We start from the raw sequence: 26,491 nt of genomic DNA, 5'->3' as shown, positions 1-26,491 counted from the left end.
TAGCCCGAATCGATATGTTATTCTTTTATAATATAGAATAACTAATTCGATTAGGTGATATCATGGAGGAGAAAAAATTAAAAGAATTAATAGAAGACTATAAACATTTTGCTCTCGTTCTGCTAGCTGTCGGAACCTTTTTATACATCGGAATATGGATTCCTAATCATTCACCTCGGACCAATATACAAGAAATAATGCTAATCGGAACTTCAACGATGATGTTAGCCAGCTCTATTCTATTTTTTAAATTGTCATCGAAATATCAAAAAAAGCTTGATAAGTTGCAATCTTAATCATTTCTTGAAAAAGGGCTCCAAAAAGTCAGTATAGCTGACTCTTTTGAGCCCCTCTTTTTTGATAAAACATTAGGTGAATGAAGGCGGCATTGCTCTGTTTCATATGAAAACAGCAACTAGCGCTGCAATAAAGGCTGCCTTTTTACAGATTGAAAGCAGTTGTAATGGGCTCTCAACCGTAACGTTCGCATCCTGTCAAATCATGTTACCACCATTTTACGTCAAACAGCGGATTCGCTTTCTGCGATTTTTATTAATCGGTCAATTTTGAGATTCGTTTTTATATCTCGATTTGCGCCAATGCGCTGGAAAACCTGTAGCAAGGTTAATTTTGAGTTTTATGGGATGTCACATATCGGAAAGCCACTTTAAAATGAATTTTGCAGATATACGCGAGTAAATCATTCAGGAACTCTCGCAAATTTCGCACAAAATCTCGTTGAAAATGCTTTTCCTTTTATTCTTTTGACATCTTTTTTTCTTTTTCATTTCGGTAAAACTCATGAAACATTTTCATAAGTGCCCTTTTTTCGATTCTGGAAACATAACTTCTCGAAATGCCGAGCTCTTTTGCAATTTCACGCTGCGTTTTTTCCTGCTGCGTATTCAATCCAAACCGCCCGATAATGACTTCTTTTTCTCTTTCGTCTAGAATCGATAAATATTTCTTAATTTTTTCCAGCTCCATATTCAATTGAATCGTGTCGATAATATCTTCATTTTCTGATTTTAGCACATCTATTAAACTGATTTCGTTTCCTTCTTTATCTTGGCCAATAGGATCGTGTAGGGAAACATCTTTTTTTGTTTTTTTTAAGGAACGGAGATGCATTAAAATTTCATTTTCAATGCATCTTGCGGCATATGTAGCAAGCTTTGTCCCTTTGTTTTCGGAATAGCTTTCAATCGCTTTAATTAAACCAATTGTGCCGATGGATATGAGATCTTCCGAGTCTTCACCTGTATTTTCAAATTTTTTGACAATATGAGCGACAAGGCGCAAATTATGTTCAATTAATATATTTCTTGCTTCGTCATTTCCTTCGGCCATCAGGCGGAGATATTTTTTTTCTTCATTTGGGGAAAGCGGTTGAGGGAAAGCATTGTTTTTTACATATGAAACGAGAAAAACCAATTCTTTTATAAAATAGCTTAGTGCAGTCAAAATTCCAGACATGTTTTTCACCCCCGCATTACGTATTATTAAATTGTATGTGATTGCGGCTTTGTCCTTGTATGTCCTTCATGAAAAAGGGGAAAGAGTATGGAAAACAGCTGAGTTTTAGTTATAATGAGACAGTGAAGAAAAATGGATTGGTATCGGAGATCATCAGTTGAAAGGTATTAAGTCATTGTGGATTGACATCAACGATTATCTGTTAAAGGAGTTTAGCGGCTGTGGAACATGCAGCCATGCGCCGGGGGTAGGTTTTTAAGCAAAAAAAAAGACACCGCTAAGACGATGCTTTTAATAAGTGAGAGAGCGAGCGGCGCTTTATTTCCAATTCTATTAATTCGATGAATTCTTTGCTAAGCCTCATTTCGGTTGCTTTATAGTAAGATTCAATTAAAAATTCGTCCGATAAATTTTTCATAGAAGCGATCATGTTATGGAGAAAGCACCTCCTTTATTTATTACCATAAATTTACCATGTTTTTTAATAGAGAACAACCGTTCTGTTATCCACAGCCTTCGGTGGAAAAGCTGTGGGTAGTTTGTTTATATACTTTACTAAAGATTGATATGAATAGGTGGATATTGTGTATAAAATTATCCACAGCTGTTGAATATGTTAAAAAATTGTCGAATTTTTTTTGTGAAAACAATATTGTTTTGAAAGTAAACTCGAAATTCGGTATGATGAAAAATAGTTTAACAGTAGTCTATTTATTGAATTAAGAGGTGTTCAATTTGCTGAAAAGGTTTTTGCCCGGAGAATATGCGAAAAGCGTTTTTCATATTTATCCTCATTTTTTAAAGGAAAAAGGTATAAAAGGTATTATTACCGATTTAGATAATACTTTAGTAGAATGGGACAGGCCGAACGCAACTCCGAAATTGAAAAATTGGTTTGAAATGATGGAACAGAACGGGATTAAAGTGACAATTGTTTCAAATAATAACGAAAAACGCGTCCGTTCGTTTTCTGAACCGCTGAATATTCCGTTCATTTCGAAAGCGGGAAAACCCCGTGCAAAAGCGTTTAAAAAAGCGGCTGAGCAGATGGGGCTGAAAAAAGAAGAAGTTGTTGTGATCGGCGACCAGCTGCTGACAGATGTTCTCGGAGGGAATCTCTGCGGTTTTCATACGATTTTAGTTGTGCCTGTATCGTCTACTGACGGCTTTTGGACCCGGATCAACAGGAAAATTGAAAGGAAAATTTTAAAATTGTTAAAACAGAAAGGCATGCTGCATTGGGAGGAATGATGAGTTTGGATGAGAAGGTTTGCGTCGGGTGCGGAGTAAAAATTCAAACGGAAGATCCATCTGAAATTGGATATGCTCCAAAAGCTGCTCTTGAGAAAGAACAGCCGATCTGCCAAAGGTGTTTTCGGCTGAAACATTATAACGAAATTCAAGATGTCTCGTTAACAAATGAGGACTTTTTAAAAATTTTGCACGGCATTGGCAATACGAAAGCTCTTGTTGTGAAGGTTGTCGACATTTTTGATTTTAACGGAAGCTGGATCAACGGCATACAGCGTTTTATCGGCTACAATCCAGTCATTTTAATCGGCAATAAAGCAGATCTCATTCCAAAATCGGTGAAAAAAGAAAAGGTTATTCGTTGGATGAAGAGAGAAGCAAAAGAGTATGGATTAACGCCATTGGATGTGCTTTTAATCAGCTCAGAAAAGGGACATGGCATTAAAGAAGCGGCAGAGCAAATAGATCATTATCGCAACGGAGAAAACGTGTATGTTGTTGGATGTACAAATGTTGGGAAATCAACTTTTATTAATCGAATCTTGAAGGAGGTTGCGGGAGAAGGGGATATCATTACAACTTCCCATTATCCCGGCACAACGCTCAATCTAATTGAAATTCCGTTAGATGACGGCGCAGTTTTATACGATACACCAGGCATTATCAATGATCATCAGATGGCGCACTTTATTGATAAGCGCGACCTAAAGCTTCTATCGCCGAAAAAAGAAATTAAGCCTAGAGTGTTCCAGTTAAATGAAAGGCAAACTTTATACTTCGGCGGATTGGCAAGACTGGATTATATAAAGGGAGGACGTTCCTCCATTGTGTGCTATATTCCGAACAGCATTGACATTCATCGAACAAAACTGGAGAAGGCGGATCATTTATATGCAGCACATTTAGGGGAGCTTTTAACCCCTCCTAGAAAAGAAGCAGTCGAATCCTTTCCAGAACTTGTCCCGCACGAATTCACTATAAATGGAAAAAAGAAAGATATCGTGTTTTCAGGTCTTGGATGGGTAACGATCCACGATGGACCGAAAAGAGTTGTTGCTTATGCACCTAAAGATGTACATGTGGGCGTCCGTCATTCATTAATATAAAAACAAAAAGGTGGAGAGGATTTCAAATGGAGCAAGTTTACGGAGTAATAGGCGACCCGATCGGTCATTCGCTTTCCCCTCTCATTCATAACGATGCTTTCGATTACTTAAATATGAATGCCCGCTATCACGCATTTCAAGTAAAAGGGGAAGAGCTTGAACAAGCGGTAAAAGGGATGAAGGCTCTTGGCATAAAGGGGTTTAATGTAACGGTTCCACATAAAGTGTCAATCATTCCTTTTCTTGATGAATTGGATGAATCGGCTCAATTGCTTCACGCGGTAAATACAGTAAAAAACGAAGACGGGAGATTAATCGGTTTTAACACAGACGGATACGGATTTTACCTGTCATTGAAAGAGCATATTGACAATACCAATCCCCGAGATTTAAAAGTGCTGCTGATCGGGGCGGGCGGAGCCGCTCGGGCGATCTATACAACGCTGGCGAAAGAAGGCTTTGCGTTCATTGATATTGTAAACAGAACAGCAGAGCGGGCTCATCTGTTAAAGGAAAACTGCAGCTATGAGACAAAAGGAAACGTTTATTCATTCCAACAACTCGATCAAACGTCCAATGAATATGATGTCATCATTCAAACGACATCCATCGGGATGAAGCCGAATATCGAAGAAAAGCCGATTGAATTAACCGGACGCGTTCACGGCGGAACTGTCGTTGCTGATATCATTTATAATCCGCTGAAAACGATGTTATTAAAAGAGGCTGAAAAGCTGGGCCTTAAAGCTGTTGACGGAGTAGGAATGTTTGTTTATCAAGGGGCATGTGCGTTTCAAATATGGACGAATGTGGAACCTGATGTCAGTCGAATGAAAAAGCTCGTATATGAAAAATTAGGAGGAAAATCATGACTTTAACTGGAAAACAAAAACGTTTTTTACGCTCTCTTGCACATCATCTGAACCCGATTTTCCAAATTGGAAAGGGCGGAGTAAATTCAAATTTGCTTCAGCAGGTGAACGATTGTTTAGAAGCAAGAGAGCTCATAAAAGTGAACGTGCTGAAAAATTGTGATGAAGACAAAGCAGCAGTTGCTCAAGCACTTGTTGATGGGACAAATGCCCATCTCGTCCAAATCATCGGAAATGTCATTGTTTTATATAAAGAATCAAAAGAAAAAAAACAAATCATTTTGCCTGAATAAACGAACGGATGGTGCGGAAAAATTGGGTAAAATCGGAATTTTTGGGGGGACATTTGACCCGCCCCATAACGGACATTTATTAATGGCCAATGAGGTTCTTCATTCTCTTAATCTGGACAAAATATGGTTTATGCCGAACAATATTCCACCCCATAAACAAAAGGAGCCGGTGACAGAAACACACCACCGGGTAAATATGCTGAAAAGAGCAATTGAAGGAAATCCATTTTTTCAAGTCCAATTAATTGAACTTGAAAGAGAGGGTCCGTCTTTTACGTATGACACAGTGAAAATATTGAAAGAAAGATATCCAAACGAAGAATTTTATTTTATTATTGGATCAGATATGATTGAAAATTTGCCTCATTGGCATCGAATAGAGGAATTGATGGATATGGTGCAATTTGTCGGCGTGAAACGTAACGGATACTCGAATGAGAGCACATTTTTCGTAAAAGAGGTGGAAGTTCCTCAGTTTGATGTTTCCTCTACAATGATCAGAGAGCGATTGAAAAACGGACAAGCGGTGGACTATCTTCTGCCCAAAAAAGTTATTCAATATATAGGGGAGAATCGATTATATGGAACGTGAAAAAGCGTTAGCAGTTGTGGAAAAGGCGATAACGAAACAGCGTTATCAACATACTTTAGGCGTAATGGAGACAGCCATCAGTTTGGCAAAGCGGTACGGCGCCGATGTGAAAAAGGCAGAATTAGCAGCTATTTTTCATGATTATGCCAAATTTCGGCCAAAAGATGAAATGAGAAAAATTATTATTGAACAAAATATGCCGAAGGACTTGCTGGAATATAATACAGAACTTTGGCATGCACCTGTTGGCGCCTATTTAGTCGAGAAGGAAGTCGGCATTTCTGATAAAGAAATTTTAGATGCGATCCGCTACCATACATCCGGAAGAGAAAACATGACTCTTCTTGAAAAAGTGATTTATTTAGCTGATTATATTGAACCGGGTAGAAGCTTCCCCGGAGTCGATGAAGTCAGGGAATTGGCACAAAAAGATTTAAATGAAGCGCTCGTTCAGTCGATATCCAATACGATTGCATTTTTAATGAAGAAAAAGCAGCCGATTTACCCTGAAACGTTTAAAACTTATAATGCGCTCGTAATGAAAAATTGAAGGAGTGAAGTGGATGAATTCGCGTGATATTCTAGCTTTAACTGTTAAAGCAGGCAGCGATAAAAAAGCAGAAGATATCGTAGTATTAAACATGCAAGGAATCTCTCTAATAGCTGATTATTTTATGATATGCCATGCGAATAACGAAAAAAATGTGCAAGCAATTGCCAGAGAAATGAAAGAGAAAGCAGAGGAAAACGGAATTCCCGTCAAGCGTCTCGAAGGGTTTGACGAGGCAAAATGGGTTCTCATTGATTTAGGAGATGTCGTTGCTCATGTTTTCCATAGGGATGAAAGAAGCTATTATAATTTAGAAAAATTATGGGGAGATGCTCCGCGCGAAGAAGTGAGCGAGTGGTTAGCTTGATTTATAAGCATTTTGCATCTGTGTACGACCGATTAATGAAAGATGTTCCTTATGATGAATGGGCGCAATTTTTGCATCAAGCGATTCAACGATATGGAAACGGCGGGAACCGGGTGCTAGATTTAGCTTGTGGAACAGGAGAAATATCGTATAGGATGGCTGAGCTTGGGTATGAGCTAACAGGTGTCGATCTCTCCGGAGAAATGCTCGCCGTTGCCCAGGAAAAGATGATGAAAAAAGGGTTTGATGCGCTCTTTATTGAACAAGATATGAGGGAGCTTAAAGGCTACAAGCCTTTTGATGCGGTGTTATTAAATTGCGATTCCATCAACTACTTGCTGAAGGAAGAGGATGTGGTCAAAACGTTTCAAGCCGTATACGACCACTTGAACCGAAACGGCTTATTTCTGTTTGATGCCCATTCTGTTCATAAAATGGAGAAAATATTTAAACATGCTGTATTCGCTGATAATGATGAGGATGTCAGCTATATTTGGAAATGCTTTGACGGTGAATATCCAAACAGTGTCATTCATGAATTAACCTTCTTTGTGAACAATGGAACGGATTATGTACGGTTGGATGAAGACCATTATCAAAGAACTTTTTCAATTTCTGAGTACCGACATATGTTGGAAAAGTGCGGCTTTACGATCGTTGACATAACGGATGGAATTTTTCAAAGCCCGGACATCGAGCAGGCGGAACGAATATTTTATATTGCGAAAAAAAGTTGAAACCATCGAATGTAATTTTTTTTCGATGGTTTTTTTCATTTTAGCAGGAATTTTCATGAGCCCTGCAGAATATTATTCATTGTCAAATTGATGCCTCACTTTTTGTAAATCTTCATCAAATTTTGCATGGGTGCTTTGAAATAAATGATGAAACATGTCGCCTAGTTCATTTTCAAGCACTTTAATCCCCTCTCCGGTAACTCCCCCTTTTACGTGCACTTTTTCCTGCAATGTCGGAAGCGTGTAATACCCGCTTTCAAGCAGCTTGCCTATGCCGATCATCATCTCGTTTGCTAATTGAACCGCATCCTCTTTCGAAATGTCTGTTTCCGCCGCAGCAGCTTCAATAAATTTTTGTAGCAAAAAGCTGAAAAAAGCCGGTCCGCAGCTGACGATATCAGATGCAACACGGGTAATGTTATTTTCTATTAAGATTGGCTTTGATATTTTTTCAAACATGGAAAGAATGATATTTCTTGTATGTTCGCTGCATCTATTTCCAAATGTCAGCAAAGCAGCTCCCGCTTTAGCCCTGTTTGTTATGCTTGGTATGACTCGGGCTACTTGGCATGGAACAGCCGATTCGATTTGCTCGACTGAAATCGGGCTCGTAATGGAAATTAAACATTGATGTCCTTGTAAACCAGTTTTCAGTTCCTTTAAAAGGGGGTGTATATCTAAAGGCTTAACGCATAGAAATATGAAATCGCTTTGATGAACGACCTCTATACTTGATGTACAAACATGTATTTCAGGATATTTCCGTTTGATGGCATATGCCTTTTGAATCGTTCTATTCGTTATAAACAACGATGAGGGTGTTGATACTTTTGCCTCGCAAAAAGCTTCAATGAGAATACGCCCCATATTGCCGGTTCCTATAAACCCTATTTTCACTTTTCACCCCTCCTTTTTTTAACATTGTTCTCCTACACGATATGTTCTGCTGCCTTATTTTATGAATGAATATTTAGAAAGGGGAATTCATGTGCATGAACCATTTCCTTTTTATAAAAAAGTATGGGGTTTTTTTGTTAATCATTTTCGCTGCCATTTTGTTTTTTATCATCAACAACTGGCGTGATTCAAACGAGATCGAAGTTTCCGATGAACCATTGCTGGAAACGGATGAACGAACGCCGATGCAAAAAAGCAGAGAAGATGATGACGAAGAAGAGAATGAGCACCGTAACGAACAGACGACGATGATTTATATTGATGTAAAGGGGGCAGTTCGTAAGCCTGGTGTTTATGAATTGCCGTCATCCAGCAGGGTGTTTGAAGCAATCGAAAAAGCTGGAGGAATGAATGACCAGGCAGACGGAAATCGTGTGAATCTGGCCAGAAAGCTAACAGACGGTATGGTTGTTTATGTGCCAAAGCTAGGCGAAAAAATTGACGAAAATGCTCTTATGGATGAAAGCGGCGCAAATGCTGATGCTTTACAAAGACCGCAAGAGAAAGAAAAAATCAATATTAATACGGCGACAAAGGAAGAGCTGCAAAAATTAACGGGAATCGGCCCTGCAAAAGCGGAAGCAATTATCGCACACCGTGAAGAAAACGGGCCGTTTCAAAAAGAAGAGGATTTACTGGAGGTTACCGGTATAGGAGAAAAAACGTTTGAAAAGATCAAAAATGAGATTAGCGTTGACGAACATGAAGACTTGTCGATAAACTGAAAAAGAATGTTTACAAAATTCGGAGGGGTAAAAGTGGATCGAATTTCTTGGAATCATTATTTCATGGCGCAAAGCCATTTGCTTGCGCTGAGAAGCACATGTACAAGACTTGCTGTCGGTGCTACGATTGCCCGCGATAAACGGATTATTGCGGGGGGATATAACGGCTCGATCGCAGGAGGAGTCCACTGTATTGATGAAGGCTGCTATGTGATTGATAACCATTGTGTTCGAACGATCCATGCGGAGATGAATGCGATATTGCAATGCGCCAAATTTGGAGTGGCAACAGCAGGAGCGGAAATTTACGTCACGCATTTTCCATGCTTAGCTTGCACAAAAGCGATTATTCAAGCGGGTATTCAAAGTGTATATTATGCAAAAGATTACAAAAATCATCCATATGCAATGGAATTATTTGAACAAGCAGGTGTTCATATAGAAAAAGTCGCATTCGATGAAACGACTTTGGATTTAAAAAATGAAGAAAAGCGCGAATATGTTGAGCAGCTTTTAAATGCTTTAAAACATCTCGGCGTATCAGAAACGGACTTGAAAAAATGGAATGAACAAGCCCGTCAACTTTTCGGCTGATCTAATCGAAAAGGAGGTTATTTTTTTGAGAGGCCAGTGGGCATATGTCGCGATTTCCGCATTGTTGGCGATTGTTTCCGCTACCTCTTTTCCTTCCCTTCTTCCTTTTTTCATTTTTGCTGCACTTCTTTTTTTCTTATGGCTTCAACATAAAAGGAAATTAGCTTTCATCGTTGCTTGCTCGTTTTTGTTCATGCTTCCATATTTTCATTGGTATGATCAACAAAATAAAACAAATTATCACGAAGGCATGTTATCAGCAAAAGGAAAGGTAATCTCCTCTCCTGAAATCGACGGGGATCTGATGACATTTGCGGTCGAGACGAATCAGGGAGAAAAGCTGACGGCCCGTTATACATTGAAAACAAAACAAGAGATGAAAAATACAAATAATATACGGCCAGGTGATATATGCAATTTTTCAGGAAAGCTTGAAAAACCGAAAAATAACACAAATGAAAATGCGTTTAATTATAAGCGCTATTTGTATTTTCAGCAAATTCACTGGCTGTATAAGCTCGACAAAATCGGGCATTGTACATATAAGCCGTCATGGAAAGATCATTTGGAAAATTACCGGCAAAAAATGATTGAATGGATTCATCATAAATTTCCAGAAAAAACAGCCGGCTTCGTCCTTGCTTTGACGGTAGGCTATCAGAACAATATTCCAGAAGAAGATCTTGCCGCTTATCGAAAGCTAGGGATTGTTCATATTCTTTCGATTTCAGGTCTTCACGTAAGCATATTAATCGCCTCACTTTACTTCTTCCTTTTGCGGCTGGGCATTTCAAAAGAACAAACCATTATGATTTTGATTTGCTTCCTCCCCTTTTATGCATTGTTAACAGGAGGAGCTCCGCCTGTCGTCCGCGCCTCTCTTATGGCAGCACTGATCATGGGAGGAACACTTTTTAAACAAAATATGCCCCTTTCTGATTCAATCTCATTCAGCTTTCTTCTCATGACATTTCTTGACCCGTATGAAGTTTTTCATCTTGGATTTCAGCTTTCTTACGCAGTCACATTTTCACTAATTTTATCAAGACAAATCTTTCAAAAATGCAGGAATTCATTGCAATTGTTGGCAGCAGTTTCATTTGTTGCCCAAACTGCTTCACTGCCGATTATATGCTACTATTTTTATCAATTTTCTCTATTGAGCTTTATCATGAATATTATGTTTGTGCCGCTATACACGTTCTTTTTGCTGCCGCTTACCATGATCACTCTCATTTTAACCGTAATTTCTTCTTCCATCGGTTCAATATTTGTTTCCCTTCTTCACACTTCTTTTACTTTGTCGTCCAAAACAGCATTATTTTTCAGTAATTTGCCTTTTTTCATGATAACAACTGGAAAACCGACTGTTTATTTATTTTTGCTGCAATGCGTCATTTTTATTGCTGTTTTCTTTCAAATGGAGCATAAGCCGATGAAAAAATGGGGAAAACCGATATTGTGCAGCAGCTTGCTCACTGCATTGCTTTTGATAGCAGGAAAAATGACCATGCCGGGAGAAGTAACAGTTCTTGATGTCGGACAAGGAGACAGCATTTTTATTAGAGAGCCCGGCTTAGGTAACAGTTATTTAATTGATACAGGAGGAATGGCTGTATTTGAAAAAGAAAGCTGGCAGATGCGAAAAAAACCGTTTTCCATCGCATTGGACGTCCTGATCCCTTATTTTCAGTCGAAAGGGGTAGAGGAAATTGAAATTTTGTTTTTAACTCATGGAGACTATGACCATATCGGCGAGTCATTAACCTTAATCAAACAATTTCGAGTAAACAAATTGGTTATTCCAAAATATTTTTCCAGAGAAGAGCTTGAAAAGCAAATAGTAAAAGAAGCGAAAAATCGAGGAATTGAAATATTTGAATTAGAAGCAGGAGATCGGATCACAGGCAGAACAGCTTTCCACGTTCTCTCTCCTTTCACAAAATCGGATTCTAAAAATAATGATTCTCTCGTCCTAATGGCAAAAATAGGCGGGTTGCGCTGGCTGTTTACCGGTGATCTTGAAGAAAGTGGAGAGCGGCACATGATTAAACAATATCCAAAAATGACTGCGGATGTGGTCAAAATCGGGCATCATGGAAGCAGAACTTCGACTAGCGATATATTTTTACAAACAATTGATCCGAAGATCGGGGTCATTTCAGCAGGAAGAAACAATCGTTTCGGACATCCTCATCAAGAAGTATTGAATCGATTAAAAAAACAAAACGTATCCATTTTTCGTACAGATCAACTGGGTGCTGTCCAATACAAATATCGAAAGTCTCAAGGAACCTTTTTATTCTACCCGCCATACGATACATTAACAAAATAGGGCAGTTTTGACAGCTTGAAAATGGAGAGATGATTGGACGGCTGGGTCCGGATTGTACAAGGAGCAAAAAGAAAGAGACTGCCGTTTGCAGCCTCTCTCTTTACGAGCCGATCAATTTAATCGCTGTTGCAATGATAAACAATGTGGCAAAAAAGCCAAAAGAAACAATAAAACCGACGGCAGAATCAACAGCATCATTACGTTTGCTTACATTTTGTTCAAATTCGTTCATCTATACCCCTCCTCATCGTCATAAGTAGTATAAGCGATTTCAGCAAAAAAATCTACATTCTTAAAAATGATTCATGTTAACGATTAACAACTATATTCTTTTTCGAAAGGGAGAATATATGAATGGGTAATCGTTTTTTTGTAAGTGTCCCGGGGCTTACAAAAAAACGTTCATATAAATCGGAGGATTGGCTTCGCTACCAATTCTCCATTATGTTGAAGTGTTGCGAAAAAATTTTTTTCCATATATGATGAATGAAGCACACTTCATTTTTTAGGGGAATCTTAAGATGATTGTCGATTTATGGAATTCATTTAAAAAGAAACAATTTCAGTCTCTTTATTTATTTTATGGAAAAGAATCATTTTTATTAAATGAAACAATTCGCAAATTGTTAACCGAGGCAATTAGTGAAGACGAACGGGAATTTAATTATTCCGTCTATGATATGGAAGAAACAAATATAGAAACGGCTGTTGAAGATGGGGAAACGATGCCGTTTTTAGGTGAACGCAGGATGGTTGTTGTGAAAAATCCTTATTTTTTGACGAGCGAAAAGAAAAAAGAAAAAGTGGAGCATAATCTTAAAAAACTTGAACAATATGTAGAAAATCCTGCCCCGTTTACTGTTTTTGTCTTTTTGCTTCCACATGAAAAAATTGATGAAAGAAAAAAGCTGACAAAACAAATAAAGAAAGCGGCAACAGTAGTTGAAATGAATTCCTTTTCAGAAGAGGAAACAGTCAAATGGATAAAGGAAAAAGCGGAAGCAGAAAATGTGGCGATGGAAAAAGAAGCGATCGATGAGCTTATGGAAAAAACATCTGGTAACTTAATGATCATAGATAAAGAGATGGAAAAATTATGTGCATATGTTGGAAGCGGAAATAAGTTGACTGCAGAAATGGTCAAGCAGCTCGTTGCACGCTCGCTTGAACAAAATGTTTTTGATTTAATTGATGCCGTCGTCAAAAAGAAAACAGAAGAAGCCTTTAAAATTTTTTATGATTTGTTAAAAATAAACGAAGAACCGATTAAAATTTTAAGCCTCCTTACACAACAATTCCGTCTATTATATCAAGTGAAGCAGCTTTCGAAATCCGGTTACGGACAGGATCGGATGGCGTCATCCTTAAAGGTTCATCCGTTTCGCATTAAGCTGGCTTTAAAACAGGAGAAGCAGTTTTCTGCCAGTGAATTGCAGAGCATCATAAAAGCTCTTGCGGAGACAGATTTTGAAATAAAAACAGGAAAAAAAGATAGACAATTAGCGTTAGAGTTTTTGCTGCTGAAGCTGTTTCAGCAAGAAAAAAAGCAATCAACAAGCGGGATAAAAGCTTGATGATTGCTTTTATTTTTATGCTGATAAGCTGTTTAATTTTTTAGCTAAGCGTGATTTGAAACGAGCGGCTGCATTTTTATGAATGATTCCTTTGGAAGCAGCTTTATCAATTTTTTTCGCAGCTACTTTAAACGCTTCTTTTGCTTGTTCAACATCTTTATTTACAACGTACGCTTCAAACTTTTTAATTGCTGTACGCATAGCCGATTTCATTGATGTATTGCGGGCACGGCGTGTTTCATTTGTTTTCATTCGTTTAATAGCGGATTTAATGTTAGCCATTGTTTCACCTCCTACTGACTATATAAAATCAAAGCTGCCGCATTCTTTTTTGGATATAGAACAAAAGTTATTCTATCAAACGGTTTTTTCTTTTGCAATACTAATGTAAATGAAATCCCCCTTTGAAGCTAAGAAATGGGATGAAATAAAATGACTTTGGAAAAAATAGATAAAAATGAACTTGGGGTGACAATGATGAACAACGCGCTTGATTTAAGCAAATATTCAATCAGAACCGATTTGGCGCTTGAAGCGAGAGATTTGGCTCTTGAAAAAAAGAAAGAAATGGAAGGGGTCATCGTTCAAGAAGAAGAGGAAGACGGTATGAAAATTGTCCATATGGACATTACGGATAAAGGTGCTGAGACAATCGGCAAAAAGAAAGGTAAATATTTAACGCTGGAAGTGCAGGGAATCCGCAATAAAGATACCGAACTGCAGGAAAAAGTAATCAAAATGTTTGCAAAGCATTTCAGTTCTTTTTTGGAACAGCTGCAAATTTCTAAAGATGCAAGCTGCTTAGTGGTCGGTCTTGGCAATTGGAATGTCACTCCAGATGCTTTAGGCCCTTTAACATGTGAAAATTTATTGGTCACAAGACATTTGTTTCAACTTGAACCAGAAAACGTCAAAGAAGGCTATCGACCTGTCAGCGCCCTTGCACCAGGAGTGATGGGGCTAACGGGAATTGAAACATCTGATATTATAACGGGAGTTGTAAAACAATCAAAACCTGACTTCATTATTGCCGTTGATGCATTAGCTGCAAGATCAATAGAGCGTGTAAACAGCACAATACAAATTGCCGATTCCGGCATCCATCCTGGATCCGGCGTAGGAAACAAAAGAAAAGAATTGAGTGTGGACACGATAGGCGTTCCGGTTATATCAATCGGAATTCCGACAGTAGTTGATGCTGTAACGATAACCAGTGATACGATTGATTTTATATTAAAGCATCTCGGCAGAGAAATGCGGGAAGGAAATCGCCCAAAAAATGCGTTGGCTCCGTCTTGGTTTAGCTTTGCTGAAAAAAAGAAGCTGACGGATGAAGATTTGCCTGAGGAAAAAGAGAGAAAGCAGTTTTTAGGGATAATCGGTACCCTGGAAGAAAATGAAAAGAGAATGCTGATTCATGAAGTGCTGAGTCCACTTGGACATAATTTAATGGTAACACCGAAAGAAGTAGATATGTTTATTGAAGATATGGCGAATGTGCTTGCGAGCGGTTTAAACATGGCGCTCCATTCCGCGGTGAATGAAGAAAATACCGGGGCTTACACACATTAAAAACAAAGTAAAAGTTCTATTCCTCCCAGTGCTGTCATACATATTTTGTAGACAAGCCTTGGAGGAGGATTTTCATGAAGCATCGCAGAATGGTCGTAACAGTTGATAGGACAAGCTTAAAAAAAATCATCTTAGCGGGATTTTTTTTAATCATTTTTATGTTTTTCATTACAGGGCTTTTGACGTCGATTAAGATTGAATATCGTCCCGCCTCTAGTTCTATTCATGAAATCACGGGAAATATAAACGGCAGAATGTTTCTTCATTTATTAAACTTTGAAAACCATTATTTTTCTCAAGGATTAGAAGAAAGTAAACCGGATTTTTCAGTTTCTTCCGTCCTTTTTCAATTAACGACAAGCATAAATCCTGATGATCCGCGCAGCTTGCTCGGAAGGGAGCTTCCAGGGTTTACTTTGTTCGATGGCGACATCATTGTGGCTGGAGAAGGGACGAATTATACGAACATGCCGATTGAATCCGCTCCCCCGACAGAAGTGCTTTTAGAGGAAAGGGAAGCTTCGATTGACAAGCTTGAAGATGTGGAAGGCGAGGAAAAGCCAAAACAGTCTCCTAACTTAACAACAAATGGAAAAAAAGTCGTATTTATTTATCATACTCACACGACCGAATCTTATTATCCTTTATTAAATGGGGCAAAATCTCCTTTTCATTCAAAGGCGAATGTCACATTAGTCGGAGAAAAGTTTGGACAGGAGCTTGAAGAAAGAGGAATAGGAGCGGTTGTGGACAAAACGAATTTTCAAACTGTATTAAATGAGAAAAAATGGAAATATTACAAATCATATGATGCATCAAGACCTGTTGTTCAAGAAGCATTGGCATCGAATCGAGATCTTCAATACATTTTCGACATCCACCGTGATTCACAAAAAAGGGATAAAACAACCATTACGATTAATGGAAAGAGTTATGCCAAAATTGCATTTGTGATTGGTGGGAATAATCCAAATGCTGATAAAAATAAAAAAATTGCACAAAATTTGCACAAATTGTTTGAAAAGAAATATCCGGGCTTAAGCCGTGGTGTGTTTTCCAAAAAAGGCGAAGGAGTTAACGGCGTTTACAATCAAGACTTATCAGAGAATTCGCTGCTGATTGAATTCGGGGGAGTTGATAATAACATGGAAGAACTCAGCAGAACTGTCGAAGCTGTTGCAAACATATTTAGCGAATATTATTGGCAGGCAGAAAAGGTGAGCGGGAGCGTTCAGAACGAGTGACGGCTTGAAAGGAGGAATGTTTGATGGCGAAGTTTATGGCCAAAAGTCTGCTTCTAACCTTCATTATGTTTTTAGGAGTAATAATTGGCATACAGCAAGCGAGCCATGGCATTCAACAAATGAGAGGCTATGAGACGGAAGAGACAGTCGAAGCCGTTCAACTAAAGCAAAAGGACGACGGAAAACTGGAAGCCACGATTTTGGGAAATCAAGTGACAAGCCACGATTTACAAAAAAAGCAGGAGCAGCTTGAAAAAATAGAGGCATTCAATTTCTTCTCTCAAATTGGAAAATCGCTTGCGAATCTAGTGCAAAAAGGAACATCAGCGATCATTGAAGGAATATTGGAGCTGATTGAAGCATACACCTAAACAAATTTAAAAGAAAGACTTGAAGCAATCCGCAGGTCTAGTCTATTTCAAAACAGGGTTCAGACAGTCATTCTGATCCCTGTTTTGCGTATTCAATCACAGAATAAATTTTCATTGAATCTCCAATTTTCTACTGATATAATCAAAGCTAGTGTAGTTGGCTAGTAGGAGTGGTGACAAAAATATGAAAAGGGAAGAAAAATTAGAACGCCAGAAGAGAATTCGCAATTTTTCCATCATTGCTCATATAGATCACGGGAAATCAACACTAGCTGACCGGATTCTGGAAAAAACAGCTGCTGTTACCCAAAGGGAAATGAAAGAGCAGCTGCTCGATTCGATGGATCTTGAACGCGAAAGAGGTATAACAATTAAACTGAATGCGGTTCAGTTATCATATAAAGCGAAAGACGGGAATGAATATATTTTTCATTTAATTGATACCCCTGGACATGTTGATTTTACGTATGAGGTTTCGAGAAGCTTGGCTGCCTGTGAAGGCGCCATTTTAGTTGTGGATGCGGCGCAAGGGATCGAAGCGCAAACGCTGGCGAACGTCTATTTAGCGATTGACAACGACTTAGAAATTTTGCCTGTTATTAATAAGATTGACTTGCCGAGCGCTGAGCCTGAACGAGTGCGACAAGAAATTGAAGACGTGATTGGGCTTGATGCTTCTGAGGCTGTGTTGGCATCAGCAAAAGCAGGAATCGGCATCGAAGAAATTTTAGAACAAATTGTTCAAAAAGTCCCAGCTCCGCAAGGTGACCCAGACGCACCGCTCAAAGCGCTTATATTTGATTCTCTGTATGATGCATACCGTGGAGTTGTTGCTTATATACGCATTTTTGATGGTACGGTAAAAGTCGGAGACCGTATAAAAATGATGGCGACGGGGAAAGAATTTGAAGTAACGGAAGTCGGTGTTTTCAAGCCAAAAGCGCATCCTGTACAGGAGCTCACGGTTGGCGACGTCGGTTATTTAACGGCTTCCATTAAAAATGTCAGTGACACACGAGTTGGTGATACGATCACTAGCGCTGTCAATCCGGCTGCCGAGCCTCTGCCGGGGTACCGAAAATTAAATCCGATGGTCTTTTGCGGGATGTATCCAATAGATACGGCAAAATACAACGATTTACGTGATGCTCTTGAAAAATTGCAGCTGAATGACTCCGCATTGCAATTTGAACCTGAAACATCGCAAGCGCTGGGCTTTGGATTTCGCTGCGGCTTTTTAGGTCTGCTGCATATGGAAATCATCCAAGAGAGAATTGAAAGGGAATTTCATATTGATTTAATTACGACGGCTCCTAGCGTTATTTATCATGTTTATTTAACAGACGGCAGCATGGTTCAAGTTGATAACCCTTCGAACATGCCGGATCCGCAAAAAATTGACCGAATAGAAGAGCCTTATGTGAAAGCCGGGATTATGGCTCCAAACGACTATGTTGGTGCGGTGATGGAGCTTTGCCAAGGAAAACGCGGCCAATTCATAGATATGCAATATTTGGATGAAACGAGAGTCAATATTGTTTATGAAATCCCCCTTTCGGAAATCGTTTATGATTTTTTTGATCAGTTGAAATCAAGCACAAAAGGGTATGCATCGTTTGACTACGAACTCATTGGCTACAAACCTTCAAAACTTGTGAAAATGGATATTCTTTTAAACGGGGAGAAAATCGATGCTTTATCCTTCATTGTTCATCGTGACAGCGCCTATGAACGCGGCAAAGCTATCGTTGAAAAATTAAAAGAGCTTATTCCAAGGCAGCAATTTGAAGTTCCTGTTCAGGCTGCAATTGGAAACAAGGTCATCGCACGTTCAACGATTAAAGCTTTACGTAAAAATGTGTTGTCAAAATGTTACGGTGGAGATGTGTCGCGTAAACGGAAGCTTCTTGAAAAACAAAAAGAAGGAAAAAAACGAATGAAACAAGTCGGCTCTGTCGAAGTGCCGCAAGAAGCCTTCATGGCTGTGCTGAAAATGGATGAAAACCAAAAATGATGTTGACGAGTGCCGCAGCCATTGCTGCGGCATTAGCGCTTTGGAAAGGCAGGAGAATGAAAAATGGCTGAAGCCGCGTATATTCATATCCCGTTTTGCGAACAAATATGCCACTACTGTGATTTCAATAAATTTTTTTTACAAAACCAGCCTGTTGATGACTATTTGCAAGCACTGCGTTTGGAAATGATAAAGGCAATGGAGGATCAAGTATTAAATGAAGAATTAAAAACGATATTTATCGGCGGCGGTACGCCTACTTCCCTGTCAGCCAAACAGCTCGATCATTTAATGGAGAGCATACATCAAACTTTGCCGATGCAATCCGTAGTTGAATTTACAGTTGAATGCAATCCAGATCAATTAACGATGGAAAAGCTGTCTGTATTGAAAAACGCCGGAGTCAATCGCCTATCCATCGGAGTGCAAGCCTTTCAAGATTCATTACTGAAAAAAATTGGAAGGACTCATAATAAAGAAACAGTTTTTCAAGCAGTTGAACGGGCAAGATCGCTAGGCTTTGAAAATATTAGCATAGATCTTATGTACGGTCTACCCGGCCAAATGATAGAAGAATGGAAAGAAACTCTTTCCGTTGCATTTTCATTAGAGGTCCAGCATATGTCTGCTTATTCCCTAATCGTAGAACCGAAAACGGTGTTTTATAATTTAATGCGAAAAGGAAAGCTTTTGCTTCCTTCTCAAGAGGAAGAGGCGTTTATGTATGAGACCGTTATGAATGAAATGGAACGGCACGGATACCATCAGTATGAATTAAGCAATTTCGCACGCAAAGGCTTTGAAAGCAAACATAATTTAACGTATTGGCATAATAACCATTACTATGGATTTGGAGCTGGAGCACACAGCTATTTGGACGGGATCCGGCGGGAAAACGCTCGACCGCTGAAGAAATATATTGAAATGATTTATAAAAATAATGGAACGGCTTTTGTTTCGGAGAATATGCTAACAAAAGAAGAAATGATGGAGGAAGAAATGTTTCTTGGATTGCGGACGATCAGAGGGGTTTCCAAAAAACGGTTCCGAGATAAATACGGATTAGATGTTGGGGAAGTATTTGGCCCGCAAATTGAAGAACAATTAAGAAAAGGTCTTTTATCTGAAAGTGCATCACATCTTTTTTTAACAAGAAAAGGAATGCTTTTAGGCAATGAAGTATTTCAAGCATTTCTCGCAGTTAGTTAATTGACAATTCTTCTTTCATTTGATAACTTTATCATAGAATTAGCACTCGAGTAATATGAGTGCTAACAGAGGTGATGTTCCTTGCTGACAGATCGTCAATTATTAATTTTGCAAATTATAATTGATGATTTTATTCAATATGCTCAGCCGGTTGGCTCCCGTTCTTTATCGAAAAAGGAATCGATTACGTTCAGCTCGGCTACAATCCGAAATGAAATGGCGGACTTGGAAGAATTAGGATTGATTGAAAAGACCCATACGTCATCAGGCAGAGTGCCGTCCGAAAAAGGGTATAGATACTATGTCGACCATTTATTGTCACCAAAAAAATTAACGAAAAAAGAAATTATGGCGATAAGATCCATTTTCGCCGAGAAAATATATGAATTAGAAACGCTTGTTCAAAAATCAGCTCAAATTTTATCTGAGCTTACAAGCTATACAGCGATTGTTTTAGGTCCGAAAGTTTCGGAGAACCGACTCAAACGTTTGCAAATCGTTCCAATTAACGAAGATAAGGCGGTTGCCATATTTGTAACGAACACAGGCCATGTTGAGAATAAAATGATTACTTTTCCAGAAAAAATAGACATGAGTGAACTGGAAAAAATTGTAAATATTTTAAATGAAAAGCTTGCTGGCGTGCCTCTAAGCGAATTAAAGGATAAAATATACAAGGAAATTGCAAACATTTTACGGAAGCATATTAGAAATTATGATATTTTATTAAAATTGATTACTGGCACGCTGAATGTAGGTCACGAAAAAATATATTTCGGAGGAAAAACGAATATTTTGAGCCAGCCGGAGTTCCGCGATGTCTCTCAAATTCAAACATTTTTAGATTTCATAGAACAAGAAGATGAACTGTATGATTTGCTAAAGACAAACCCGTCAGGCATTACGGTGAAAATTGGCACGGAAAATAAAATATCTGCTATGGAAAACTGCAGCTTAATTACTGCCACCTATTCAATTGGCGAGAAGCAAATCGGCACAGTCGCGGTGCTCGGCCCGAAACGAATGGATTATTCAAGGGTCATCAGCCTTTTAAAATTTTTCTCGAAAGATTTATCACAAGTTTTAACAAAGCTATATCAAGGATAGGATGGGGGAATTCTCCATCCCTTTTCCTTTGCACTTTAAGGGAGGTGAAATGATGGCAAACGATCAGACTGAAAAAGAACAAACAATCCAAGAAGAAGTTGAATACAATAACGAGAAAGCCGAAAACGAGAAAGAAGAAATGCCTGATCAAGAAGAATTGCGCCAAGAGGGCAGCCAAGAGGAAAAAGGTGAAGACCAATCTTCTTCAAATGCTGAAGAGGAATTGGTGAAAGCGAATGAAAAGATCGCTGAGCTTGAGGCAAAGCTGGAGGAAATGGAAAATCGCATGCTCAGAGCTCAGGCCGATTTTGAAAATTTTCGCCGGCGCAGCAGGCTTGATATGGAAGCACAGCAAAAATATCGTGCGCAAAGTTTAATATCAGATCTTTTGCCTGCTATTGATAACTTTGAACGGGCGTTGAAAATTGAGGCAGAGGATGAAAAAACAAAATCCGTTTTGCAGGGCATGGAAATGGTTTACCGTCAGATCCTTCAAGCACTTGAAAATGAAGGAGTTGAAGTGATCGAAGCGGTTGGGAAACCGTTTGATCCGCACCTTCATCAAGCGGTAATGCAAGTGAAAGACGAAAATTTCGAATCCAATGTTGTTGTGGAAGAGCTGCAAAAAGGCTACAAACTGAAAGACCGGGTTATTCGACCGTCTATGGTAAAGGTTAATGAGTAATTACATATGATAATTAGCAGGAGGTTGTGATATATGGGTAAAATCATCGGTATTGACTTAGGAACAACGAACTCTTGTGTAGCGGTTCTAGAGGGCGGCGAACCGAAGGTGATTCCAAACCCAGAAGGAAACCGGACGACACCGTCGGTTGTTGCATTTAAAAACGGCGAGCGTCAAGTAGGTGAAATTGCAAAACGCCAAGCGATCACGAATCCAAATACAATTATTTCTATTAAACGCCACATGGGAACTGACTACAAAGTGGAGATTGACGGAAAAAAATATACGCCGCAGGAAATTTCTGCTATTATTTTGCAGCATTTAAAATCGTATGCAGAAGATTATTTAGGGGAAAAAGTAGAAAAAGCTGTCATTACTGTTCCTGCCTATTTTAACGATGCTCAGCGCCAAGCAACAAAAGATGCAGGAAGAATAGCCGGTCTTGAAGTTGAACGGATTATCAATGAGCCGACTGCAGCTGCTTTAGCTTACGGTCTTGACAAAATGGATGAAGATCAAACCATTTTAGTTTATGACTTGGGCGGCGGTACATTTGATGTGTCCATTCTTGAACTTGGGGACGGTGTTTTTGAAGTAAGAGCAACAGCGGGCGACAACCATCTCGGCGGTGATGACTTTGACCAAGTCATTATTGACTATTTAGTAGATCAATTTAAAAAAGAAAATGGCATTGATCTTTCCAAAGACAAAATGGCTCTGCAAAGATTGAAGGATGCTGCGGAAAAGGCGAAAAAAGACTTATCAGGCGTAACATCAACACAAATTTCTTTGCCGTTTATTACTGCAGGTGAACAAGGACCGCTTCATCTGGAAGTGACATTAACGCGGGCAAAATTTGAAGAATTGTCTGCGCATCTTGTAGAAAAAACTATGGGTCCTGTTCGCCAAGCATTGAGCGACGCTGGTTTAACGAAAAACGATATCGATAAAGTAATTTTAGTCGGAGGCTCCACTCGGATTCCTGCTGTTCAAGAAGCGATTAAAAAGGAAATTGGCAAAGAGCCTCATAAAGGCGTTAACCCGGACGAAGTCGTTGCGTTAGGTGCTGCAATTCAAGGCGGTGTCATCACAGGTGATGTGAAGGACGTTGTGCTCCTAGACGTTACTCCATTATCGCTTGGAATTGAAACGATGGGCGGAGTGTTTACAAAACTGATTGAACGGAACACTACGATCCCAACGAGCAAGTCGCAAATCTTTTCAACTGCTGCTGACAACCAAACTGCGGTCGATATTCACGTTCTGCAAGGGGAACGTCCGATGGCTGCTGACAATAAAACATTAGGACGCTTCCAATTAACAGATATCCCGCCTGCGCCGCGAGGAGTGCCGCAAATCGAGGTAACGTTTGATATCGACAAAAACGGAATTGTAAACGTAAGTGCTAAGGATTTAGGAACTGGAAAAGAACAAAAAATTACAATTAAATCATCCACGGGATTATCCGAAGAAGAAATTGAGCGCATGATTAAGGAAGCGGAAGAAAACGCTGAAGCTGACAAAAAACGAAAAGAACAGGCAGAATTGAGAAATGAAGCTGACCAGCTTGTCTTTACGACAGAAAAAACATTAAAAGAGCTGCAAGGAAAAGTTGACGAAGCAGAAGTGAAAAAAGCAAACGAAATAAAAGACGCATTAAAAGAAGCGATTGATAAAAATGATTTCGATCAAATAAAAGCGAAAAAAGAAGAACTTCAAGAAATCGTTCAGAACCTTTCTGTAAAACTTTATGAGGAAGCGGCTAAACAAGCACAGACAAATAATCAACAAAATAATTCTGAAAACAAAAATAAAAATGACGATGATGTGATTGACGCTGAATACAAAGAAGTAGATGACAAATAAAATGTTTTATTCTGAAAATGGATAAGTCAAAGTCAGGCATGTCTTGACTTTGACTTTTTTCAGTAAAGGCGGTTAACAGTTGCTTTCTTCCGTTTGTCAATGTTAAAATTTACTCTATGTGAGAAATCGGGAGTGTGAATATATGGCGAAGCGTGATTACTATGAGGTGCTTGGAGTTAGTAAGAACGCAACAAAAGAGGAGATTAAAAAAGCCTATCGCAAGCTGTCCAAAAAATATCATCCGGATATTAACAAAGACCCAGACGCGCCCGAAAAATTCAAAGAAGTAAAAGAAGCGTATGAAGTGTTAAGCGACGACACAAAAAGAGCCCAATATGACCGCTACGGTCATGCAGGTGCTACTCAAGGCTTCGGCGGCTTTAACGGTGAAGAATTTGAAGCGGATTTCGGGGGATTTGGATTTGATGACTTATTCAGTTCGATCTTTGGCGGAGGAAGAAGAAGAGATCCGAATGCTCCTCGAGCAGGTGCAGATATTCAATATACGATGACGATTTCATTTGAAGAAGCTGCGTTCGGAAAGGAAACGACAATTGAAATTCCTAGCGAAGAAACATGTGATACTTGCCACGGTTCAGGAGCGAAACCTGGTACTACTCCGGAAACTTGTCCGCATTGCGGAGGTTCGGGTCAAATCAGCTCAGAGCAGCGAACAGCTTTTGGTGTTTTTGTGAATCGGCGCGTTTGTTATCAATGTAACGGAACAGGTAAATTTATCAGACATCGCTGTACAACTTGTGGCGGCAGCGGAAAAGTGAAGAAACGCAGAAAAATCCAAGTGAAAATTCCAGCTGGTGTAGATGACGGTCAGCAGCTCCGCATACAAGGGAAAGGAGAGCCGGGAATTAACGGCGGTCCATCAGGTGATTTATATATTGTTTTCCACGTACAGGAACACGAATTTTTCGTCCGCGATGGTGATGACATCTATTGTGAAATGCCGCTGACATTCGCACAAGCTGCGCTAGGAGATGAGATTGAAGTTCCTACTTTATACGGTAAAGTGAAATTAAAAATACCTGCAGGCACGCAGACAGGCCGAAAATTCAGACTGTCTGGAAAAGGGATCAAAAATGTTCACGGCCATGGCATAGGAGATCAATATGTAACTGTTCGCGTCGTTACACCAACTAACCTTACGGAAAAACAAAAAGAATTGCTGCGGGAATTTGCGGCTATCAGCGGGAATCAACCTGATGTACAGGAAGAAAGTTTTTTTGATAAAGTGAAGCGGGCGTTTAAAGGAGATTAAAGGATTGGGGTTACTAAAATGAAGTGGTCAGAGATTAGCATCCATACAACGGAAGAAGCGGTTGAACCTATCTCTAATATTTTACATGAAGCGGGTGCTGGTGGAGTAGTTATTGAAGATCCGTATGATCTTATAAAAGAAAGAGAAGATCAATATGGAGAAATATATCAGCTTGATCCTGAAGACTATCCTGATGAAGGTGTCATCATTAAAGCGTACCTTCCTGTGAATAGCTTTTTAGGCGAGACGGTGGAAGGGATAAAAGAACGGATAAATAACCTGCTGTTGTATGATATTGATTTGGGGCGGAACCATATTACAATTAGTGAAGTTAATGAGGAAGAATGGGCTACCGCTTGGAAGAAATATTACCGTCCTGTGAAGGTTTCAAAAAAATTTACGATTGTCCCCACATGGGAGCTGTATGAACCTGCTCACACCGATGAACTGATCATTGAATTGGATCCTGGTATGGCGTTTGGAACTGGAACCCATCCAACAACAGTTCTCTGCATACAAGCACTTGAAAAAAAGGTGCAAAAGGGAAATATTGTAATTGATGTCGGTACAGGGTCAGGCGTATTGAGCATCGCGAGTGCTTTGCTGGGGGCCGATAAAGTCATCGCACTTGATTTGGATCCAGTTGCAGTGGACAGCGCGCGATTAAATGTTAAATTGAATAAAGTGCAGCATCTTGTTCAAGTCAAGCAAAACAATTTGTTGGACGATATCGATGTTAAAGCGAACGTAATTGTTGCAAACATATTAGCTGAAGTCATATTGCGATTTGTTCGTGATGCGCATGAGCGTTTAGAAAACGGCGGTTATTTTATTACTTCCGGAATTATTCAAAACAAAAAACACGAAGTGGAGCAAGCTTTAATCGAAGCTGGTTTTACGATTGAAGAGACGATGACGATGGAAGATTGGGTCGCCTTTATCGCAAAAAAATAGAGGGATTGAAGATGCAGCGTTATTTTATTCATTATGCAAAAAAAGAATTAACTGATATTATTGACATCACCGGGGAAGATGTCCACCACATTTCCCGGGTGATGCGGATGAAACAGAATGATCAAATTATATGTGTAACAAAGGATGGATATTCAGCCCTTTGCCAAATTGTTCAAATATCTGCCGATAAAGTATGCTGTTCCATTTTAGAGTGGATCGAGAACAATTCAGAGCTTCCGGTAAAAGTGATATTAGCGAATGGGCTGCCTAAAGGGGATAAATTGGAGCTCGTCATTCAAAAAGGGACGGAGCTTGGTGCTTCCAAGTTTATCCCTTTTAATGCTGCTCGTTCAATTGTAAAATTAAATGAAGGTAAAATAAATAAAAAATTAGAGCGGTGGAATAAAATTGCAAAAGAAGCTGCGGAACAGTCACATCGGATCATAATTCCTGAGGTGACGAAGCCAGCTTCATTAAAGGATGTCATTTCTTATGCTGCATCAGCCGATGTAAAAATTGTCGCTTATGAAGAGCATGCAAAAAAAGGTGAAACGAGCAATTTATTTCGTGCTTTAAATTCTTTGCAGCGGCGAGGATCATTATTCGCTGTTTTTGGACCAGAAGGAGGTTTTACAGCCGAGGAGATTAAGCAGTTATCCGATAACGGCTTTCTTTTATGCGGGCTAGGTCCGAGAATATTGCGGGCGGAAACGGCTCCTCTTTATTTATTATCTGCAGTATCCTATCATTTTGAACTGTCGAGGTGA

29 protein-coding genes are annotated in these 26,491 nt (G+C 39.3%); 24 read left to right on the top strand and 5 right to left on the bottom strand.

The genetic code is table 11. The features are described 5' to 3' along the window. Window positions 1-62 precede the first annotated feature (62 nt). Window positions 63-296: a YrhC family protein gene (locus NSQ41_RS13590; RefSeq protein WP_063388004.1), complete on the top strand. Its 234-nt coding sequence runs from the start codon at window positions 63-65 to the stop codon at window positions 294-296. A 460-nt stretch (window positions 297-756) separates the two neighbouring features. On the opposite strand, the gene sigK is transcribed toward NSQ41_RS13590, so the two are convergent. Both sigK and NSQ41_RS13580 read right to left on the bottom strand, forming a co-directional pair. Beyond that, a complete protein-coding gene (gene sigK, locus NSQ41_RS13585; protein ID WP_063388005.1) occupies window positions 757-1,476 on the bottom strand; it encodes an RNA polymerase sporulation sigma factor SigK in 720 nt (239 codons plus the stop codon). Between the two features lie 277 nt (window positions 1,477-1,753). Beyond that, window positions 1,754-1,894 (bottom strand): sporulation histidine kinase inhibitor Sda, encoded by a 141-nt coding sequence (locus NSQ41_RS13580; RefSeq protein WP_063388169.1) that lies wholly within the window; start codon window positions 1,892-1,894, stop codon window positions 1,754-1,756. Between the two features lie 317 nt (window positions 1,895-2,211). On the opposite strand from NSQ41_RS13580, the gene NSQ41_RS13575 reads away from it, so the two are divergent. The 8 genes from NSQ41_RS13575 to NSQ41_RS13540 are packed head-to-tail and all read left to right on the top strand — an operon-like array spanning window position 2,212 to window position 7,244. Then, window positions 2,212-2,727 carry a YqeG family HAD IIIA-type phosphatase gene (locus NSQ41_RS13575; RefSeq protein WP_063388006.1) on the top strand — a complete coding sequence of 172 codons (516 nt, stop codon included), beginning with the start codon at window positions 2,212-2,214 and terminating at the stop codon, window positions 2,725-2,727. A gap of 5 nt (window positions 2,728-2,732) precedes the next feature. After that, window positions 2,733-3,833, top strand: a complete 1,101-nt coding sequence (gene yqeH / locus NSQ41_RS13570) for a ribosome biogenesis GTPase YqeH (RefSeq protein ID WP_327848036.1) — start codon at window positions 2,733-2,735, stop codon at window positions 3,831-3,833. A gap of 26 nt (window positions 3,834-3,859) precedes the next feature. Then, window positions 3,860-4,705 (top strand): shikimate dehydrogenase, encoded by an 846-nt coding sequence (aroE, locus tag NSQ41_RS13565; RefSeq protein WP_327848035.1) that lies wholly within the window; start codon window positions 3,860-3,862, stop codon window positions 4,703-4,705. After that, on the top strand, window positions 4,702-4,998 hold the full coding sequence (yhbY, locus tag NSQ41_RS13560; RefSeq protein WP_063388009.1) for a ribosome assembly RNA-binding protein YhbY: 297 nt from the start codon (window positions 4,702-4,704) through the stop codon (window positions 4,996-4,998). The genes aroE and yhbY overlap by 4 nt, the downstream gene beginning before the upstream one ends. A gap of 22 nt (window positions 4,999-5,020) precedes the next feature. Further along, window positions 5,021-5,590, top strand: coding sequence for a nicotinate-nucleotide adenylyltransferase (locus tag NSQ41_RS13555; RefSeq protein WP_066250550.1), 570 nt, complete (start codon window positions 5,021-5,023; stop codon window positions 5,588-5,590). Continuing rightward, entirely contained in the window at window positions 5,580-6,140 is a 561-nt protein-coding gene (gene yqeK / locus NSQ41_RS13550; RefSeq protein WP_063388011.1) for a bis(5'-nucleosyl)-tetraphosphatase (symmetrical) YqeK, read from the top strand. The genes NSQ41_RS13555 and yqeK overlap by 11 nt, the downstream gene beginning before the upstream one ends. A 13-nt stretch (window positions 6,141-6,153) precedes the next feature. Further along, on the top strand, window positions 6,154-6,507 hold the full coding sequence (rsfS, locus tag NSQ41_RS13545) for a ribosome silencing factor (RefSeq protein ID WP_063388012.1): 354 nt from the start codon (window positions 6,154-6,156) through the stop codon (window positions 6,505-6,507). Further along, entirely contained in the window at window positions 6,495-7,244 is a 750-nt protein-coding gene (locus NSQ41_RS13540; RefSeq protein WP_235600443.1) for a class I SAM-dependent methyltransferase, read from the top strand. The genes rsfS and NSQ41_RS13540 overlap by 13 nt, the downstream gene beginning before the upstream one ends. A 72-nt stretch (window positions 7,245-7,316) precedes the next feature. Here the strand turns inward: NSQ41_RS13540 and comER are convergent, their stop codons facing one another. Beyond that, window positions 7,317-8,141, bottom strand: a complete 825-nt coding sequence (gene comER / locus NSQ41_RS13535) for a late competence protein ComER (RefSeq protein WP_066250551.1) — start codon at window positions 8,139-8,141, stop codon at window positions 7,317-7,319. Between the two features lie 95 nt (window positions 8,142-8,236). On the opposite strand from comER, the gene NSQ41_RS13530 reads away from it, so the two are divergent. From NSQ41_RS13530 to NSQ41_RS13520, 3 genes are read left to right on the top strand one after another with little or no spacing between them, the layout of a single operon-like run. Then, complete coding sequence (locus NSQ41_RS13530; RefSeq protein WP_339210144.1) at window positions 8,237-8,926, top strand: helix-hairpin-helix domain-containing protein; 690 nt, start codon at window positions 8,237-8,239, stop codon at window positions 8,924-8,926. Between the two features lie 33 nt (window positions 8,927-8,959). After that, window positions 8,960-9,520, top strand: coding sequence for a ComE operon protein 2 (locus NSQ41_RS13525; protein ID WP_339210142.1), 561 nt, complete (start codon window positions 8,960-8,962; stop codon window positions 9,518-9,520). A 25-nt stretch (window positions 9,521-9,545) separates the two neighbouring features. Continuing rightward, the gene (locus NSQ41_RS13520) at window positions 9,546-11,855 is read left to right on the top strand and encodes a DNA internalization-related competence protein ComEC/Rec2 (RefSeq protein WP_339210140.1); all 2,310 of its coding nucleotides are present in this window, start codon (window positions 9,546-9,548) and stop codon (window positions 11,853-11,855) included. Between the two features lie 100 nt (window positions 11,856-11,955). Here the strand turns inward: NSQ41_RS13520 and NSQ41_RS13515 are convergent, their stop codons facing one another. Continuing rightward, on the bottom strand, window positions 11,956-12,087 hold the full coding sequence (locus NSQ41_RS13515) for a YqzM family protein (RefSeq protein ID WP_065095531.1): 132 nt from the start codon (window positions 12,085-12,087) through the stop codon (window positions 11,956-11,958). 289 nt (window positions 12,088-12,376) lie between these two features. On the opposite strand from NSQ41_RS13515, the gene holA reads away from it, so the two are divergent. Next, window positions 12,377-13,429, top strand: a complete 1,053-nt coding sequence (holA, locus tag NSQ41_RS13510) for a DNA polymerase III subunit delta (protein WP_063388017.1) — start codon at window positions 12,377-12,379, stop codon at window positions 13,427-13,429. 15 nt (window positions 13,430-13,444) lie between these two features. Here the strand turns inward: holA and rpsT are convergent, their stop codons facing one another. Beyond that, a complete protein-coding gene (gene rpsT, locus NSQ41_RS13505) occupies window positions 13,445-13,711 on the bottom strand; it encodes a 30S ribosomal protein S20 (RefSeq protein ID WP_063388018.1) in 267 nt (88 codons plus the stop codon). Between the two features lie 195 nt (window positions 13,712-13,906). On the opposite strand from rpsT, the gene gpr reads away from it, so the two are divergent. The 11 genes from gpr to NSQ41_RS13450 all read left to right on the top strand — a co-directional run bounded on the left by gpr (window position 13,907) and on the right by NSQ41_RS13450 (window position 26,491). Next, on the top strand, window positions 13,907-15,001 hold the full coding sequence (gpr, locus tag NSQ41_RS13500) for a GPR endopeptidase (RefSeq protein WP_063388171.1): 1,095 nt from the start codon (window positions 13,907-13,909) through the stop codon (window positions 14,999-15,001). Window positions 15,002-15,075: 74 nt separating this feature from the next. Further along, the gene (locus NSQ41_RS13495; protein WP_063388019.1) at window positions 15,076-16,245 is read left to right on the top strand and encodes a stage II sporulation protein P; all 1,170 of its coding nucleotides are present in this window, start codon (window positions 15,076-15,078) and stop codon (window positions 16,243-16,245) included. A 23-nt stretch (window positions 16,246-16,268) separates the two neighbouring features. Next, window positions 16,269-16,616, top strand: a complete 348-nt coding sequence (locus NSQ41_RS13490) for a DUF3679 domain-containing protein (RefSeq protein WP_063388020.1) — start codon at window positions 16,269-16,271, stop codon at window positions 16,614-16,616. A gap of 184 nt (window positions 16,617-16,800) precedes the next feature. Beyond that, window positions 16,801-18,630 (top strand): translation elongation factor 4, encoded by a 1,830-nt coding sequence (lepA, locus tag NSQ41_RS13485; protein WP_144596749.1) that lies wholly within the window; start codon window positions 16,801-16,803, stop codon window positions 18,628-18,630. Between the two features lie 63 nt (window positions 18,631-18,693). Further along, window positions 18,694-19,839 carry a radical SAM family heme chaperone HemW gene (gene hemW, locus NSQ41_RS13480; protein ID WP_130157923.1) on the top strand — a complete coding sequence of 382 codons (1,146 nt, stop codon included), beginning with the start codon at window positions 18,694-18,696 and terminating at the stop codon, window positions 19,837-19,839. Between the two features lie 81 nt (window positions 19,840-19,920). After that, a complete protein-coding gene (gene hrcA / locus NSQ41_RS13475; RefSeq protein ID WP_063388023.1) occupies window positions 19,921-20,946 on the top strand; it encodes a heat-inducible transcriptional repressor HrcA in 1,026 nt (341 codons plus the stop codon). A gap of 52 nt (window positions 20,947-20,998) precedes the next feature. Beyond that, window positions 20,999-21,631 carry a nucleotide exchange factor GrpE gene (gene grpE / locus NSQ41_RS13470; protein WP_232515773.1) on the top strand — a complete coding sequence of 211 codons (633 nt, stop codon included), beginning with the start codon at window positions 20,999-21,001 and terminating at the stop codon, window positions 21,629-21,631. Window positions 21,632-21,664: 33 nt separating this feature from the next. After that, on the top strand, window positions 21,665-23,497 hold the full coding sequence (dnaK, locus tag NSQ41_RS13465) for a molecular chaperone DnaK (protein WP_063388025.1): 1,833 nt from the start codon (window positions 21,665-21,667) through the stop codon (window positions 23,495-23,497). Between the two features lie 142 nt (window positions 23,498-23,639). Beyond that, window positions 23,640-24,770, top strand: coding sequence for a molecular chaperone DnaJ (gene dnaJ, locus NSQ41_RS13460; protein ID WP_063388026.1), 1,131 nt, complete (start codon window positions 23,640-23,642; stop codon window positions 24,768-24,770). A gap of 18 nt (window positions 24,771-24,788) precedes the next feature. After that, on the top strand, window positions 24,789-25,724 hold the full coding sequence (prmA, locus tag NSQ41_RS13455) for a 50S ribosomal protein L11 methyltransferase (protein WP_063388027.1): 936 nt from the start codon (window positions 24,789-24,791) through the stop codon (window positions 25,722-25,724). An 11-nt stretch (window positions 25,725-25,735) separates the two neighbouring features. Further along, window positions 25,736-26,491: a 16S rRNA (uracil(1498)-N(3))-methyltransferase gene (locus tag NSQ41_RS13450; protein ID WP_339210138.1), complete on the top strand. Its 756-nt coding sequence runs from the start codon at window positions 25,736-25,738 to the stop codon at window positions 26,489-26,491.

Source organism: Aeribacillus sp. FSL K6-8210 (assembly GCF_037963925.1).
Lineage (GTDB): Bacteria > Bacillota > Bacilli > Bacillales > Aeribacillaceae > Aeribacillus > Aeribacillus composti.
Note: the sequence above shows the minus strand (reverse complement) of the source record. Positions and strands in the feature narration are given on the sequence as shown.

Coding starts and splice junctions, on each gene's coding strand:
- hemW (WP_130157923.1), top strand. CDS start 18,694: ATGGCTGAAGCCGCGTATATTCATATCCCGTTTTGCGAACAAATATGC.
- NSQ41_RS13590 (WP_063388004.1), top strand. CDS start 63: ATGGAGGAGAAAAAATTAAAAGAATTAATAGAAGACTATAAACATTTT.
- dnaK (WP_063388025.1), top strand. CDS start 21,665: ATGGGTAAAATCATCGGTATTGACTTAGGAACAACGAACTCTTGTGTA.
- NSQ41_RS13580 (WP_063388169.1), bottom strand. CDS start 1,894: ATGAAAAATTTATCGGACGAATTTTTAATTGAATCTTACTATAAAGCA.
- grpE (WP_232515773.1), top strand. CDS start 20,999: ATGGCAAACGATCAGACTGAAAAAGAACAAACAATCCAAGAAGAAGTT.
- NSQ41_RS13450 (WP_339210138.1), top strand. CDS start 25,736: ATGCAGCGTTATTTTATTCATTATGCAAAAAAAGAATTAACTGATATT.
- NSQ41_RS13495 (WP_063388019.1), top strand. CDS start 15,076: ATGAAGCATCGCAGAATGGTCGTAACAGTTGATAGGACAAGCTTAAAA.
- gpr (WP_063388171.1), top strand. CDS start 13,907: ATGAACAACGCGCTTGATTTAAGCAAATATTCAATCAGAACCGATTTG.
- yhbY (WP_063388009.1), top strand. CDS start 4,702: ATGACTTTAACTGGAAAACAAAAACGTTTTTTACGCTCTCTTGCACAT.
- prmA (WP_063388027.1), top strand. CDS start 24,789: ATGAAGTGGTCAGAGATTAGCATCCATACAACGGAAGAAGCGGTTGAA.
- holA (WP_063388017.1), top strand. CDS start 12,377: ATGATTGTCGATTTATGGAATTCATTTAAAAAGAAACAATTTCAGTCT.
- lepA (WP_144596749.1), top strand. CDS start 16,801: ATGAAAAGGGAAGAAAAATTAGAACGCCAGAAGAGAATTCGCAATTTT.
- dnaJ (WP_063388026.1), top strand. CDS start 23,640: ATGGCGAAGCGTGATTACTATGAGGTGCTTGGAGTTAGTAAGAACGCA.
- aroE (WP_327848035.1), top strand. CDS start 3,860: ATGGAGCAAGTTTACGGAGTAATAGGCGACCCGATCGGTCATTCGCTT.
- NSQ41_RS13490 (WP_063388020.1), top strand. CDS start 16,269: ATGGCGAAGTTTATGGCCAAAAGTCTGCTTCTAACCTTCATTATGTTT.
- rpsT (WP_063388018.1), bottom strand. CDS start 13,711: ATGGCTAACATTAAATCCGCTATTAAACGAATGAAAACAAATGAAACA.
- NSQ41_RS13530 (WP_339210144.1), top strand. CDS start 8,237: ATGAACCATTTCCTTTTTATAAAAAAGTATGGGGTTTTTTTGTTAATC.
- sigK (WP_063388005.1), bottom strand. CDS start 1,476: ATGTCTGGAATTTTGACTGCACTAAGCTATTTTATAAAAGAATTGGTT.
- yqeK (WP_063388011.1), top strand. CDS start 5,580: ATGGAACGTGAAAAAGCGTTAGCAGTTGTGGAAAAGGCGATAACGAAA.
- NSQ41_RS13515 (WP_065095531.1), bottom strand. CDS start 12,087: ATGAACGAATTTGAACAAAATGTAAGCAAACGTAATGATGCTGTTGAT.
- rsfS (WP_063388012.1), top strand. CDS start 6,154: ATGAATTCGCGTGATATTCTAGCTTTAACTGTTAAAGCAGGCAGCGAT.